The sequence below is a fragment of the Sorangiineae bacterium MSr11954 genome (assembly GCA_037157815.1).
GTDB lineage: Bacteria > Myxococcota_A > Polyangia > Polyangiales > Polyangiaceae > Pendulispora > Pendulispora albinea.
Window position 1 is genome coordinate 9,829,151 of record CP089984.1, and the last position, 14,001, is coordinate 9,843,151.

At 67.9% G+C, this 14,001-nt stretch carries 15 protein-coding genes; 12 read left to right on the forward strand and 3 right to left on the reverse strand.

What is annotated here, in order from left to right:
- Positions 1-17 precede the first annotated feature (17 nt).
- Positions 18-779 carry a serine O-acetyltransferase gene (gene cysE / locus LZC94_38330; GenBank protein ID WXB13681.1) on the reverse strand — a complete coding sequence of 254 codons (762 nt, stop codon included), beginning with the start codon at positions 777-779 and terminating at the stop codon, positions 18-20.
- A 174-nt stretch (positions 780-953) separates the two neighbouring features.
- On the opposite strand from cysE, the gene LZC94_38335 reads away from it, so the two are divergent.
- Positions 954-1,529, forward strand: a complete 576-nt coding sequence (locus LZC94_38335) for an NUDIX hydrolase (GenBank protein WXB13682.1) — start codon at positions 954-956, stop codon at positions 1,527-1,529.
- A 66-nt stretch (positions 1,530-1,595) separates the two neighbouring features.
- On the opposite strand, the gene LZC94_38340 is transcribed toward LZC94_38335, so the two are convergent.
- Complete coding sequence (locus tag LZC94_38340) at positions 1,596-2,672, reverse strand: protein kinase (GenBank protein ID WXB13683.1); 1,077 nt, start codon at positions 2,670-2,672, stop codon at positions 1,596-1,598.
- Between the two features lie 293 nt (positions 2,673-2,965).
- Here LZC94_38340 and LZC94_38345 point away from each other — a divergent pair, with 293 nt between their 5' ends.
- From LZC94_38345 to LZC94_38395, 11 genes are all read left to right on the forward strand, one after another.
- A complete protein-coding gene (locus LZC94_38345) occupies positions 2,966-3,271 on the forward strand; it encodes a (2Fe-2S) ferredoxin domain-containing protein (protein WXB13684.1) in 306 nt (101 codons plus the stop codon).
- Positions 3,271-3,582 carry a hypothetical protein gene (locus tag LZC94_38350; GenBank protein WXB13685.1) on the forward strand — a complete coding sequence of 104 codons (312 nt, stop codon included), beginning with the start codon at positions 3,271-3,273 and terminating at the stop codon, positions 3,580-3,582. The genes LZC94_38345 and LZC94_38350 overlap by 1 nt, the downstream gene beginning before the upstream one ends.
- Positions 3,566-4,339 carry a Smr/MutS family protein gene (locus LZC94_38355; GenBank protein ID WXB13686.1) on the forward strand — a complete coding sequence of 258 codons (774 nt, stop codon included), beginning with the start codon at positions 3,566-3,568 and terminating at the stop codon, positions 4,337-4,339. The genes LZC94_38350 and LZC94_38355 overlap by 17 nt, the downstream gene beginning before the upstream one ends.
- Before the next feature lie 17 nt (positions 4,340-4,356).
- Entirely contained in the window at positions 4,357-5,034 is a 678-nt protein-coding gene (locus tag LZC94_38360; GenBank protein ID WXB13687.1) for a hypothetical protein, read from the forward strand.
- Between the two features lie 322 nt (positions 5,035-5,356).
- Positions 5,357-6,214: an RDD family protein gene (locus LZC94_38365; protein ID WXB13688.1), complete on the forward strand. Its 858-nt coding sequence runs from the start codon at positions 5,357-5,359 to the stop codon at positions 6,212-6,214.
- Positions 6,205-7,209 carry a stage II sporulation protein M gene (locus LZC94_38370; protein WXB13689.1) on the forward strand — a complete coding sequence of 335 codons (1,005 nt, stop codon included), beginning with the start codon at positions 6,205-6,207 and terminating at the stop codon, positions 7,207-7,209. Before LZC94_38365 ends, LZC94_38370 begins: the two co-directional genes overlap by 10 nt.
- Positions 7,210-7,243: 34 nt before the next feature.
- Positions 7,244-8,053, forward strand: a complete 810-nt coding sequence (locus LZC94_38375) for a hypothetical protein (protein ID WXB13690.1) — start codon at positions 7,244-7,246, stop codon at positions 8,051-8,053.
- Positions 8,050-10,062, forward strand: a complete 2,013-nt coding sequence (locus LZC94_38380; GenBank protein ID WXB13691.1) for a hypothetical protein — start codon at positions 8,050-8,052, stop codon at positions 10,060-10,062. The genes LZC94_38375 and LZC94_38380 overlap by 4 nt, the downstream gene beginning before the upstream one ends.
- 76 nt (positions 10,063-10,138) lie before the next feature.
- Entirely contained in the window at positions 10,139-11,095 is a 957-nt protein-coding gene (locus LZC94_38385) for a MoxR family ATPase (protein ID WXB13692.1), read from the forward strand.
- 6 nt (positions 11,096-11,101) lie between these two features.
- The gene (locus LZC94_38390; protein ID WXB13693.1) at positions 11,102-12,406 is read left to right on the forward strand and encodes a DUF58 domain-containing protein; all 1,305 of its coding nucleotides are present in this window, start codon (positions 11,102-11,104) and stop codon (positions 12,404-12,406) included.
- Between the two features lie 81 nt (positions 12,407-12,487).
- Positions 12,488-13,078, forward strand: coding sequence for an RNA polymerase sigma factor (locus LZC94_38395; GenBank protein WXB13694.1), 591 nt, complete (start codon positions 12,488-12,490; stop codon positions 13,076-13,078).
- A gap of 13 nt (positions 13,079-13,091) precedes the next feature.
- Here LZC94_38395 and LZC94_38400 read toward each other — a convergent pair whose 3' ends face one another.
- Positions 13,092-13,478 (reverse strand): GFA family protein, encoded by a 387-nt coding sequence (locus LZC94_38400; GenBank protein ID WXB13695.1) that lies wholly within the window; start codon positions 13,476-13,478, stop codon positions 13,092-13,094.
- Positions 13,479-14,001: the final 523 nt, after the last annotated feature.

Sequence of the window (14,001 nt, forward strand, 5' to 3'; positions counted from 1 at the left end):
GCCCGCGTTTCCTCGGTTCATCCCCCATCCAACGGCGGAAGCTCGTCTCCCTCATAGGGCAAGTGAACGTTGTTGTCGCGCTCATCGTGATCGAGGTCCAGCCGCGCCTCGATGCGCGAGAGGCGCTCGCGCAGCCGCTCGTTCTGGGCGGCCAGGGCGCGGATCATGTCGCTGATGGGATCGGGCAGGTTCGCGTGGTCCAGCGCCGCGTCGAAGCGGTGCTTGGCCGGGACGATGACCCGCGCCGGCACGCCGACCACGGTGGCGTCGGCAGGAACGGGGCGGATCACCACGCTGCCGGAGCCGATGCGCGCGAAGTCGCCGATCTCGATGGCGCCCAGGATGCACGCGTTGGAGCCCACCACGACGTTCTTGCCCAAGGTGGGGTGGCGCTTCTCGTGGGTGAGCGTGGTCCCGCCGAGCACCACGCCCTTGTAGAGGAGGCACCCATCGCCCACGACCGCCGTTTCGCCGATCACCACGCCCATTCCATGGTCGATCACCACCCGGCGGCCGATGCGCGCGCCCGGATGGATCTCGATGCCCGTCACGAACCGGTTCACATGGCTCACCACCCGGCCCGGGAGGTAGAAGCCCGACGCCCAAAAATGGTGCGCCACCCGGTGGAACCACAAGGCGTGCAGCCCCGGGTACACCAGGATGACCTCGAAGGGCGAGCGGGCGGCCGGATCGTTGTTGCACACCGCTTGGACGTCTTCGCGAATGACGGCAAACTTGCGGGGAATGTCTCTGATCCAGCGAACAGCACGACCTAGCATCGTGGGAAAGCATATAGGGCTTCCGAGCGTCCCGCGCACCTCCTGCGTGCGCGGATTCGGGGCGCTTCCCCCCCGACCTCGTCCCGGACCTGGAGGCCGAGGTCGCAGGCGCCTGAGATGGGAGCGACCTCGGGCACTCTCCGGCACTTGTGGCCCTAGAATGCGGACCGCGCCATGAAATCACCGCCCTTCGTGCTCGAGCCCCCGCGCATCCAAAAGTGGAACCTCTCTGCCTCGCGCACCGAGGGAAGCTACCGAGTGTTCGACGTGCTGCATCATCAGGTCACCGACCATCTCGGCGCCTCGCGTCGCGACGTTTACACGATGACCTGCCCCGACTGGTGCAATGTCGTGGCCGTAACCCCCGACGATCGCGTCGTTCTCATCTGGCAATACCGCTTTGGAAGCGACGCCCTGAGCCTGGAGGTGCCGGGCGGTGTGATTGAATCGAGCGAGGCGCCCGAGCTCGGGGCGCGCCGGGAGCTCCTCGAGGAGACCGGTTACACCGCACCGAGCTGGGAGCTCCTGACGACGGTGGAGCCCAACCCGGCGCTGTCGAACAACCGCTGCCATATGTTCCTCGCCCGCGGAGCCCAGCCCACGCACCCCACTGCCTTCGACGATCAAGAGGAGTGCGAGGTCGTCCTCGTCCCCGCCGCCCAGATCGCCGAGCTCCTCGATCAGGGCCGCATCACCCACGCCCTGGCGGTGCTCGCCCTGGAGCGCTTCCTTCGAAGCGCCCGCCCGTAAAGCGCTCTCGTTTCGAGTTGATTGCGCCCATCGCGGGTGAGCGCGAGCGATCGCGAGCCAACTCGACTAGAGGTGGCCGGTACGCGAGCGGCGCGCGGGCGCGGTGCGATCCGCCTCCGACGCTTGGTCGGTTTCGGGCGGAATGGCCAGCATGTCGTGCATGGCATGGCGCAAAAAGAGGCGGTTGTCGCCGATGCCCAGCGGCAACGATGCGCGGCGCAGCTCGAAGGCCATGGCCCCCGCGTGCGGAAACCGGTTCGACGGATCGAGCTCCAGCGCGCGGTTCAAAATCTCGGCGACCGGCTCGTAGAGGCGCGGCTCGAGCACGTTCATCTCGATGTCACCTTCGCGGGCGCGCGCAAAAGCATCTTGATCGCTGATGGAGGGCGACCAGCGCGGGCCGACGAGCATCTCGCGCATCAAAATGCCCAGCGCAAACACATCGGAGCGCGCGTCGGGGCGCCGTCCTTTGGCGACCTCCGGTGCAAGCGTGGCCGCGCGGCGCGCGAACGAGCGAATGTTGCGAACGCCCGAGGCCGGGCGAATCGCCTGCGCCAGGCCGAAGTCGGTCAGCTTGACCTCGCCATTCCACGACACCAGAACTTCGCGCGCCGAGAGCTCGCCATGGCTCATGTTGAGGAGCCCGCCTTCGAGGTTGCGGGTGTCGCGCGCGGCGGCGAGGCCTTCGGCGATTTCGGTCGCCATGAAGAGCGCCAGATCCGGGGGAACCTTGCGGTCCATTTTCGTATACGCATCGATGAAAGCTTCGAGGGTGCAACCGTCGATGAGCTCGCTGATGATCATCACGGTGTGCCCTTCGAAGACCACCTCGTAGGTCGCGGCCACGTTGGGGTGCACGATCAAGGCGGCCATCTTCACCGCGTTGAAGATGGCGGTGGGCACCGGCTCCTGTTCATCGTGGGTCGACGCATCGATCACCTTCACGGCGACGCGACGCTGCACACCGTGCGGCGACTCGAGGACGCCGGCGAAGACGGTGGATGCGTTTCCCCGACCCAACTCGGCGCCGAGGATGACGCGGCGATCGGGCGGCGCAGAGGAACCAGAAGCACCTGGAACATCAGAGGACAGCGCGATCGCGCGGCGGCGATCGACGGGTGGGAGCGGAGTCGGCCGGGCCATTTTTTTCTTCGCCGTGCGGGTGTCGCGAGAGGCTCTCTTTTTCTGCGATGCAACGAGCGAACCGCGGGGTGTCACATGGAGCTCACACGCAGCCGGGGTGTTTCATTCCAGCCGTTGACCCGAATACCAGGTAAATATCGCGCCACTTTCATTTCGAACATGGCGGTCATCCGGCGGACCAGACGGCTCGTCCAGCACCTGCGAGGGTGGACCGACGAAAAAACCCGGATCCTTTATGATCCGGATCGTCGGGCCATTGCAATCGAACCTGGCAAACTCGCTCTCGTCTCCTCATGAAAAAGGCACCGCTTCATCCGCAGCTTCATTTCTTCGTGTGCTGCAACCGAAGGCAAAACTCGCCGCTCGGCCCCGGGTGCAGCGCCAACGGAGACGCCGTCTATGCCGCGCTCAAAAAGCGCGTTCAGCAACGCGGCGAGATCCGGAGCGTGTGGGTGACGCAGACGGGCTGCCTGGGCATTTGCCCCGCGAAGGGCGCGACGGTAGCCATCTACCCGGAGCAAGCGATCGCGACGGAGGTCGAGCTTTCGGATATCGATGCTCTTTACGAAATCGGCTTGGCCAAGAAGAAGATTGAATAATGGAAAATTCTTTGACCCTTCGGTTCGATGAACTCGAGATGCTGCTGAAGGAAATGGAAACCCTTCAGACGAAGAAAGTGCTCGACCTCGCGCGGCGTCTGAAGCCGGGCCTCGTCCTGGAAGATCTGCAAAATCCGCATGATTTTCCGGAGCTTCACGATACCGACTGGCACTACGAGGACGGCGTGCTCACCGGCATCAAGAGCGTGCAAATCGCGGTCGGGCGGCTCTTGCGGGACCGGCAACGGCAACCCGAAGAGGCCTCGTCCCCAACCGCCGAGCAAGGAGGCGCCGATGGTCAAGAAAAGTAAGGCTCCGGACGGGCCCTTCGCGGGGCTGCGCGAGCTGCGCGACAAGCTGGTCGAGGAGGAAAAGAAGAAAAAAGAAGCGCCCAAGACGGCGAGCGGCAAGCGGCCGTCTGCCGCGGGCGCGCGCCCGGCTGCACCTTCGAAGCCGCGCACCCCGGCCGCCAAGGCCGCATCGGAGCTCGCCCGCTCGGAGGAGGATGCGCTGGCGTTCCATCGCCTGGTCAGCGGGGTCACGCCGCTCGATCAAACGCGCGGACGGGTGGCCCGAGCGCAGCACGGGCGCGACGAGAATCCGGACGCCCGCGCGCAGCGTGAATCGGCGCAGGCGCGGGTTCAGCAAGAGAGCGACGAGGTGCACGAGCACCTGCGCGTCCTGGTCGAAGGCGGCTCGCGCTTCGAGGTCTCCGACGACGGCCGCCACGTGGAGGGCCGCCGGGTGGACGTTCCCTCCGATTGGCTGCGGCGGGTCCGGCGCGGGCTCGTTCCCATCGACGGGACCATCGATCTGCATGGCCAGCGCGCCGGCGAGGCCCGCGATACGCTCGAGACGTTCCTGCACACCATGCGCGAGCGCGGCGAGCGGTGCGTTCTGGTCGTACACGGAAAAGGCGAGCACTCGCCCGGCGGCCTCGGCGTGCTTCGGGGCGAGATCGCCGCGTGGCTCTCGCAGGGCACCTCGAGCACGCACGTCGCGGCCTTTGCCAGCGCGCGCGAGGAAGACGGCGGGGCCGGGGCCGTCTACGTTCTTTTGCGTCGGTGATGAGGACCATGCGAGCGATGAACTTTTTCCGCGCGGTACCGGTCTTGGTGGCTTGGGTGGCCCTCGGTGCGTTCGGCTGTGCCGAGAGCACACCTTCACCGGTGGAGCGTCCCACCACGAGCGGGCCTGCGGATTCGGCCGGGGGTTCGGGCCCCACCAGCTTCGACACGCAGCACTGGGGCACCGCGCACTCCAAGCGCTTCGCCCTGACGATTCCCCTACCCGAGCCAAAGAACTGGACCCTCGACGACCATTCCCAACGCGAGCTCACCGTCCGGCACCTCGCCACCCGATCCGTCGTCCAAATCTTCACCACCACCGAGCCAAGCCTCGTCAACCGCCAGCGGTGCGAAGATCGGGCGCGCGATCTGGGCTTCGTCCCCACCGGCAAAATGACCACGGTGGAAGACGCCACGACCATCGGCCCCGGCGCCTACGACACGCGGGTTTGGGTCACCTTGCTGCCCGGCGCGACCGAGCGCGACCCCATTCTGGGCCACGTCTTTGCTTTCGGAGGCTACATCCGAAAATGCCTCTTCTTCCACTTCCAGACCGAAATCCCCTCCGCCCGCGACGAATCGGCCCTCTCGGCCCGCCTTGCCCTGGCGCGCACCCGCATCTTAGGAGCTCTGGCGCTGGACGATTTCGACAATCTTCCCCGGGAAGAGCCCTCCAAGCGCCGGGGCGCCCGCTGAACGACCTCGCTGCCCCCGCATGCACGCGCCCCGTGCACCATTTGGCGCACCTGCATCTTAGGAGCTCTGGCGCTGGACGATTTCGACAATCCCCCCCGGGAAGAGCCCTCCAAGCGCCGGGGCACCCGCTGAACGACCTCGCTGCCCCCGCATGCACGCGCCCCGTGCACCATTTGGCGCACCTGCATCTTAGGAGCTCTGGCGCTGGACGATTTCGACAATCCTCCCCGGGAAGAGCCCTCCAAGCGCCGGGGCACCCGCTGAACGACCTCGCTGCCCCCGCATGCACGCGCGCCGAGTACAGTTTAGGATGGTGGAAGTCGTGCACGCTCCGCTCGATACCGACGTCGCCATTGAAACGCCCGAGCACATCGTCTTTCGCCATCGGCTGGCCGGGCCCGCGCGCCGGGGCATCGCGTACCTGATCGATGTCGTCGCGTGTTATTTTTGCGTGTTCGTCGTGGCCATCATCGTCTTCGTGGCGGCCGGCGCCAGCGACATGATGGAGCGCATGCAGCAGTCGTATACGTCGACCATGGGGCTGGGCTTCGGGTTGATCCTCTTGCTGCTGTTCGCCGTGCAGTGGGTCTATTTCGTGGTGTGGGAGGCCTGGAAGGGTACGAGCCTCGGCAAAATGGCCCTTGGCCTGCGCGTGGTCACCACCGGCGGACGGCCGGTCGGCTTCGGCGGGGCTGCGCTGCGCAATGTGTTGCGGGCCGCCGATGCGCTGCCGCTCGTGTACGTGGTGGGGCTCGTCTCGATGCTGGTCACGTCGCGCTTCCAGCGGCTGGGCGACTTGGTGGCCAACACCATGGTCGTCATGATCGATCGCGCCCGCGCCGCCGCGCCGCTGCGGCTGTGGCCTCCGGCGGAGCCCTTCGAGCTCGTCGCCATTCCGGAGCGGGTGACCCTCGACGCCGACGAGCGCACCGCCATCGAGCTGTTCTTGCGGCGCCGCGGCACCTTGGGCCCATCGCGGGAGGAAGAGCTCGCGGCCATGATGGTCGAACCGCTCGTACGCCGGCACGGCTTGAACCTGCCGCGCACCGCGGGCGAGCGCGCCCCATCGCCCTCGCGGCTCCTGGCGCTCCTCTATGAGCGCGCAGCCAACGCGGGCCGAGGCGAGGCGCCGGCATCGTCGCGACAGCCGCGGGAAATGGAGCGGCTTTCGTGGCGCTGACCTCCCACGTCACGGAGGCGGCCTTCGTGGCGCGCCGTCACAAAGATTGGGCCGACCTCGAGCTTCTCACGCGGCGGGCCACCGACAAGAGCCTGGGCGCGCTCGAGATCCACGAGGTCACCCGCCTCTCGCCGCTCTACCGCGACATCTGCGCCGATCTGGCCCGCGCCCAAGCCGCCCGCTACAGCGCACCGCTCGTCGACTACCTGCACGCGCTCACCGCCAGCGCCCACTCGGTGCTCTACGCCCTGCCGCCGCGTCCGCGGTTCACCCTCTCCCTGCGCGGAAAAAAGAGCGCGTTCCTCGCCTTTCCCCGGGCGGTGCGGGCCCACTGGCGCACCATGTTCCTGGCGCTCCTCCTCTTCTTCGGCCCCTTTCTCTTCGGCGCCATCGCGTCGCTCAGCGAGCCGAGCTTCGCCTTTCGCGTGGTGCCCGAGTCGCAGCTTCGGCCTCTGGTCGAAGGATACGCCAAAGGATTCGCCGCCGGGCGCCAGGCGGGGGAAGGCGCCATGATGGCCGGCTTCTACGTGAACAACAACGTGGGCATCGCGCTGCGCTGCTTTGCCACCGGCGTCTTCGGCGGCCTGGGCTCCGCCTTCTACCTGGTGCAGAACGGGCTCGCCATCGGCGCCATCCTCGGCTACGTGGCCTCGCAAGGCGCCGGGGGCAACTTGCTCCTGTTCATCGTGGGGCATAGCGCCTTCGAGCTGGGCGCCATCGTCATCGCGGGCGGCGCGGGCATGTCGCTCGGCTGGTCCATCGTGGCGCCGGGCGAGCGAACGCGCCTCGCCTCGCTGCAGGCCGCGGGCCGCGACGTCGCCGTCATCGTGAGCGGCGCCGCGATCATGTTGCTCATCGCCGCCGCCATCGAGGCGTTCTGGTCGGCTTCGAGCTTGCCGTCCGGGCTCAAGATCGCCTTTGGCGGCACGTGGCTCGTGGTGGTGCTCGTGTACTTGATCTTCGCGGGCCGCGGCGAAGAGTGGGTGCGCTCGTGAGCAACCTCGGCGACCTCAAAGAGTGGGTGCGCTCGTGAGCAACCTCGGCGACCTCAATTTGCACGGCGCGCGCGTGGTGCTGCGCCAGCGCAACGTGCTCGACGTGGTCGATCTGGCCATGCGCTTCGTCGCGCTCCACGGCCGCGCCTACGCGTGGCTCTCGCTTTTGGTGCTCGTCCCCTCGGCCGCCGTCACGTGGCTCATCGGCGAAGGCGCCGGGTGGGGCTGGGGGTGGTTCGCCGGCTTTTTTCTGTCGCTCCTCGCCGGGGCGCCGTTCACCGTGCTCGCCTCGCGCCTGATGTTCACGGACAAAGTCCGCACGCGCGACGTGCTCTTGGCCGCGCTCCGCACGGTGCCGCGCCTCATCGTCGCCCGGGTGGTGCAGACCATCTCCGTCGGGCTCGCGGCGTTCTTCTTCGTCTTGCCGGCCGCGTGGGTGCAGGCGCTGCTCCTCTTTCTTCCGGAGGTGCTCCTGCTCGAGCAAGCGAAGGTGATCCCGGCCATGGCGCGGGCCGGCCGGATCGCGCACGCCCAGGTGGGCAACGTGGTGATCGGCGTGCTCTTGATGACCGCCTTCACCTTCGGCACCCCCTTTCTGGTAGACGCGTGCGGCCGCATGCTGCTCGACGGCCTGCTCGAGGTTCATCCCCCCGACGCGCTCACCTCCGCGGGCGGCGGCGCCCTCTCTACCCTCGGCTTCTGGATGGCGGTCCCCTTCGTGACGACCATCCGCTTCCTCCTCTACATCGACCTGCGCACGCGCACCGAGGGGTGGGACATTCAGACCCGCTTCGCCGCCCTGGCCGCGCGCACGTACCCGCAGGACGAGGGGGCCCTCGCGTGAGCGATTCTCGCCACGCCGCGATTTTCATCGCCGTCTTGGGTGCCATCGTTGCCTCGGCAACGACCACCGACGCCAGGCCTCCGCCCGCGGCCCCGGGCCTCGCCGCCCCGCTCGATCCCGAGCGCGCCGCGCGCGACGTGCCCGACGTTCTGCGCGAGAACAATGCGTTCTGCAAGCAACCCATTCGCCCGCTGCCGTCGCGCGCGCGCGAGCTCTGCAGTGTGGCGGCGCGGCTCCCGGACTGCGAGGGGTTTCGGGCGGCCTGCGCCGAGGAGCGCGGCCCCGCGGTGCACGAGCCGCCGAAGCCGAAATCGGGCTCGTTCGTCGAGACCTTGCAGAAGGCGCTCGGCGACATCGCGCACGGGCTCATTTGGGTCTTGATCCTGGCGGTGGCGGTGGCGGTGCTCTTTCCCCTGCTCCGCCTCTTGGTGCGCACCCGCAAGGACAAAGCGCTGTCCGAGACCACCTCCGACGCGAAGACCGTCACCGGCCGCGCGTCGCGCGCCGCCGAGGAGCTCCTGCAGGAAGAAGACGCGGAGCTCTTGCTCCGGCGCGCGGCCGAGCACGCGCAGCAAGGGAACCTCGAGGCCGCGCTGTTCTCGTACTTGAACGCCTCGCTCCGGGCCCTGGATCATCGCGGCGCCATCCGCATCGCGCGGCATCGAACCAACGGCGAGTACGTGCGCGCGTGCAGCGAGGAGCCGGCGCGCGAGTCCCTCTACGCCATCGTGCGCGACGTGGATCGCGTGCAGTTCGGCGGCGCCCAGGCCACGGAGGACGTGGTGTCGCGCGCAGCGTCGCGGGCGGTGGCCATCGTCCGGTCCGGGCCCTCGCCCGAGGGGGCAGCGCGGGGGCTCGCGCTCACGACGTTGCTCGTCATGGTCCTCGCGCTCTCGGCCGGCTGCGGATTTCATATTCCACGCGGGGCGCGGGCGAGCGATCCGTCGGGGCACGAGGTGCTGGGCGAGCTCTTGCTCCGCCAGGGGGTCACCGTCAAGAGGCTCGGGAGCTCGCTGGCGAGCGTGCCCATCGACGATCGCAACGGCCAGGGGCCAACGTTCGCGATCCTGGTGGACACCGATCGCACGATCCTGGAGACCAACACCGAAGAGCACTTGATCCGATGGGTGCGCGCCGGCGGTTTTCTCATCCTGGCCGGCTCGCCCCTGCATTGGCCGAACGATCTGGGCGCCATCTCGGAGCCCTCGTCGTCGGCGGAGATCGAGACCGAACCGGACGCGGACGAGATGCTCGATCCCGACGAAGAGGAGGAGGACGAGGAGGCGCCCAAAGCACCGCCCCCACCCGCAAACGTGCACCGCGCCAAGCTGGTCGAGCCGGTCGCCATGCGGAGCCCGCGCGCCGTTCCGCTCGCGCACACGGGCGATGGAAAGCTCTATGCGGCCTTTCAGGCCATCGCGCGCGGCAAGGTCATCACCCTCGCGAGCAGCGATCTTTTGACCAACGCCCAGCTCGCGCAGCCCGAGAACGCCGGGGCTTTGATCGCGCTCCTGCGCACCCTCGATCGACGTGAGCTGCGGATCGCGCGGGCCGAGGACGGCATCAGCCCGGTGACGAACCCCATCACCGCCCTGGAGCGCGCGGGGCTCGGGCTCGGGCTGTACCACGCGCTTGCCGCGACCTTGGTGCTGTTCGCGGCGGTGGGCGCGCGCCTCGCGCGCTCGCGGCGAAACGTCCCCGAGGTGCGCCGCGCCTTCACGGAGCACATCGAGGCGACGGGGACCTTCTACTACCGAAGGCGCGCGTCCGCCCACGCCCTGGCGGCGTATGCGCGTTACGCGGAGGAGCGCGTTCGCCAGCGGTTGCCGCGCGGCGCGCAGGACATCGGCGCGTGGCTCGCGCAAAGGTCCGGGGTCGATGCGCGCGAGTGCGCGGAGGTCTGGCAGCGGGCCACCAGCGTGCATGCCTTTGCCGTCCCGCGCGGGGACGAGCTCTTCGTGCTCAAGAAGTTGAGCGCCATCGTGTCGGCGGCGCTTCGAATGGATTAGCAGTCCTCATGTTGGCCAGGTGATTCGCGCAGGTGGCGCGAGCCCGAGTGGTGTTAGCGTAAGAAACGGAAAGCGAATGGACGCCGAGCAATTTCGAACCATCTACGGTCGCATCCAGCAGCAGATCGCCAAGGTGATCGTGGGCCAGCACGAGCTGGTTCACGGGGTGCTCGTCACCACCCTGGCGCAAGGGCACGCGCTGGTGGAAGGCGCGCCCGGTCTCGGAAAGACGCTGGTCGCGCGCACCCTCGGCGTGGTCTCGGGGTGCACGTTCAAGCGCATTCAATTCACCCCCGACTTGATGCCCAGCGACGTGACCGGCTCTTCGATCTTCGACCGGCAGCGGGGCAACTTTACGTTCGTGGCGGGCCCCATCTTCACGCAGCTGATGCTGGCGGACGAAATCAACCGCGCCCCGGCCAAGACGCAATCGGCGCTGCTCGAGGCCATGCAGGATCGGCAGGTCACCGTCGATGGGCACTCGCGGCCCCTCCCGCAGCCGTTCATGGTGGTGGCCACGCAAAACCCCGTCGAGTCGCAAGGGACGTATCCGCTCCCCGAGGCGCAGCTCGATCGGTTCCTCGTGAAGCTCACGGTGCTGGATCCGCCGCGCGAGGTGGAGCAAAAGATCGTGCTCTTCCACGCGCGCGGCTTCGACCCCACGGATCTCTCGCGGCTCGAGCCCGTCTCCACGCCGGAGGAGCTGGTCGCCATGCAGCGCTTCGTCGCGCAGGTGCGGGTGGACGAGGCCATCATCGGCTACATCGTCGATCTGGTGCGGCGCACGCGCGAGGACCGCGCCATCGAGCTGGGCGCCTCGCCGCGGGCGTCGATCGCGCTCCTGAAGACGGCGCAGGTGATCGCCGCCAGCTCGGGCCGCGACTTCGTCACGCCGGACGACGTGAAGCCCATGGTCGCCCCCGTGCTCCGTCACCGGGTGATGCTGCACCCGGACGCGCAGCTGCAAGGCGTCACGGCCGACGATCGCATCAACGAGATCCTGCGCAGCGCACCCGTACCTCGCGTGGCGTGAGGGCCGGTGGTTCCGACCAAGCGGCTCACCGGGCTTCTCTGGCTCATCGCCGTGGTGGCGCTGGCCGCGGGCTTCATCCCGTCCTGGCGTCCGGCGCTCTTGGTGCTCGACGCGATCGCGCTCGTCGCCGCGTTGCTCGACGTGGGGCTCGCGCTCGGGCGCCGGGTGGAGGCCGAGCGCCAGGCCGCGGCGATCTTCTCCGTGGGCCGCGCGAACCCGGTGGTGATCACCTTGCGCAACCGGAGCGGGCGCCGTCTGTCGGGCGTCGCGTCCGACGATCCGCTGGACGACTGCGACACCAAGGATCTTCCCGCGCGCTTCGTGCTTCCGGCGCGCGGCGAGGTGACGTTCCGCTACGAGGTGCACCCTACGCGCCGCGGGCCGCGCGACTTTCGTGCGGTGGTGGTGCGCTACAAGTCGGTGCTCGGGCTCATCGCGCGCCAAGAGCGCATCGAGCTGCCGGCGCACGTCGACATTTTCCCCGACGTGCACGCGGCGCGGGCGCTCGAGCTCTTGCGACGGCAAGGGCGGCAGGATGCGCGCCTCGGCTCGCTGCGCGTGCGCGGAGGCGACACGGAGTTCGAGCGGCTGCGCCCGTACCAGCGCGGCGACGAGGCGCGGCACATCGACTGGCGCGCCTTCGCGCGGCGCGACGATCCGACGGTGCGGCAGTACCAAGCCGAGTCGAACCAAAACGTGGTGTTCGCGCTCGACGTGGGCCGCGGCATGCGCGGGACCTCCAAGGGGCTCACCAGCGTGGACCATGCGCTGAACGCCGCGCTGCTCGCCGCCGACGTCGCGCTGCGCGGCGGTGACAAGGCGGGGATGATCGCGTTCGACGATGCGCCGCGCACGTTCTTGCGGCCCTTGGGCGGGCGCGCGGGCGGGCGAAAGCTCACGCGCGCCAGCTACGCGCTGGAGGCCGGCTTCGCCGCGACCGACTACCACGCGGCCATGTCGTTCTTGCAGACGCAGGTGCGGGCGCGCTCGCTGTTCATCATCTTTACGAACCTGCTCGATCCGCGCTCCGCCAAGGAGCTCGCGGCCGCCGTGCGCTCGTTGCTCCCGCGCCATCTGCCGCTGTGCGTGTTGATGCGCGATCGCGACGTGGAAGATCTGGCTACCACCCCGGCGGACACCGCGCATGATCTCTATGTCCGAGCGGCCGCGGCAGAAGCCCTGGCCTGGCGCGATGGTTTGATCCGCACCTTGCGCAACGCCGGGGTGTTGGTGCTCGACGTCTTCCCCGACGATGTGACCCCGGAGCTCGTTAAGAGCTACCTGGAGATCAAGACACGCCGTTTGTTGTGACGTTTGGATGGCCGTCGTGACGACGGGATGGAAATTTTCAGAGCATAGCGCGACGCCGTGGAGGTGGTAAAACCCTCAGTGATGACGGGTTCTTTCGAGGCTCAGAAGAACATCGAAATGAGCACGCGACTGCCGATGCAGTCAGATGCACATCGCTTGCACCAATCCGAGATGGATCTCGACTTCCGCGCGATCTACGAGCTGGAGGCCGACTTCGTGTGCCGCAATCTGCGCCGTCTGGGCGTGCCCGACGCGGATGTCGAGGACAAACTCCAAGAGGTGTTCGTCATCGCCCACCGTCGCTTCGCCGACTACGTGGACCGCAGCTACGGCCCGCGCGCCTGGCTCTTTCAAATCGCCCTGCGCGTGGCCGCCGACGCGCGGCGCCATCGCCGGCGGCACCCGGAGGACGCCGACGGAGGCGCCGCAGCGGCCCTGGAGACCATCGCGCCCGATCAAACCGGCGCCCTCAGCCGCCGCGAGCGCCTTGCGCGCCTCGATCGCGCGCTCGCGAGCATCCCGCTGGAGAAGCGCGCCGTCTTGATCCTCTACGAAATCGAGGGCCAGAGCGCCGCGGACATCGCCCACACCCTGGGCGTCTCCGTCAACACCGTCTACTTCCGGCTTCACTCCGCCCGCACCGAGCTGGATCGCGCCCTCAAGCGCATCTAAGGCATCGAGCGCGCTAGCTGGTCGAGGGCTCGCTCGGCGGGGACGCCTCGAAGCGGGGGAGCTCGTCGCGAATGTCGACCCAACCCGCCTTGTCGGCCACGAAAATGTGCGCCCAGGGCATGGCGTCCGGCTCGTCATCCAAGGTGCCGATCGCCACATCGACGGACTCCGGCTCGTCGCGATCCTCGAAGAACAGCGACGCGCCACACCGCGAACAAAAGCTACGCGTGGCATGGTCGCTCGACGCAAACACCGTGAGCGCCTCCTCCCCCGCCACGACCCGCAACCGCGCTCGCCGAAGCGTCGCATACGTCCCCACCCCCGCCCCATGAAATTTGCGGCACATGCTGCAATGACAGTGCGTGATCCGCCGCAACGGCCCATCAATCTCGTACCGCACGGCGCGACAGAGACAGCTTCCCCGGTGCATGCTGCAAAATCTAAGCGGGTCCCATCACAACGTCGATCCTCGCCAAGCAAACAAAGTCGACCAGGCGAAAAAAGTCCTCACCCCGGACGCTCCCCCGCCCCCCTTCGGACCGACCGAAAAACCTCCGGAGACGTCCGAAACCCCGACACCGACCCGACAAACCTACGGAGACGTCCGAAAACCTCGGCGCCGAACCAAACCCGAGACCGAACCGACAAACCTCCGAACCGACAAACCTCCGGAGACGTCCGAAAACCTCCGGACCAAACCGACAGACCTCCGGACCGAACCGACAGACCTCCGGACCGAACCGACAGACCTCCGGACCGAACCGACAGACCTCGGGATCGACCGAAAAACCTCCAGAGACGCCCGAAAACCCGGAACCGAACCGACAAACCTCGGGACCGATAAATCTCCGAAGACGTCCAAAACCTCGGGGCCGACCGACAAATCTCCGAAGACGTCCAAAACCTCGGACCGACCGAAAAAC

Excerpts from the sequence above, each read along its gene's own strand:
- cysE (WXB13681.1), bottom strand. The coding sequence starts at position 779 with ATGCTAGGTCGTGCTGTTCGCTGGATCAGAGACATTCCCCGCAAGTTT.
- LZC94_38335 (WXB13682.1), top strand. The coding sequence starts at position 954 with ATGAAATCACCGCCCTTCGTGCTCGAGCCCCCGCGCATCCAAAAGTGG.
- LZC94_38340 (WXB13683.1), bottom strand. The coding sequence starts at position 2,672 with ATGGCCCGGCCGACTCCGCTCCCACCCGTCGATCGCCGCCGCGCGATC.
- LZC94_38345 (WXB13684.1), top strand. The coding sequence starts at position 2,966 with ATGAAAAAGGCACCGCTTCATCCGCAGCTTCATTTCTTCGTGTGCTGC.
- LZC94_38350 (WXB13685.1), top strand. The coding sequence starts at position 3,271 with ATGGAAAATTCTTTGACCCTTCGGTTCGATGAACTCGAGATGCTGCTG.
- LZC94_38355 (WXB13686.1), top strand. The coding sequence starts at position 3,566 with ATGGTCAAGAAAAGTAAGGCTCCGGACGGGCCCTTCGCGGGGCTGCGC.
- LZC94_38360 (WXB13687.1), top strand. The coding sequence starts at position 4,357 with ATGAACTTTTTCCGCGCGGTACCGGTCTTGGTGGCTTGGGTGGCCCTC.
- LZC94_38385 (WXB13692.1), top strand. The coding sequence starts at position 10,139 with ATGGACGCCGAGCAATTTCGAACCATCTACGGTCGCATCCAGCAGCAG.
- LZC94_38395 (WXB13694.1), top strand. The coding sequence starts at position 12,488 with ATGACGGGTTCTTTCGAGGCTCAGAAGAACATCGAAATGAGCACGCGA.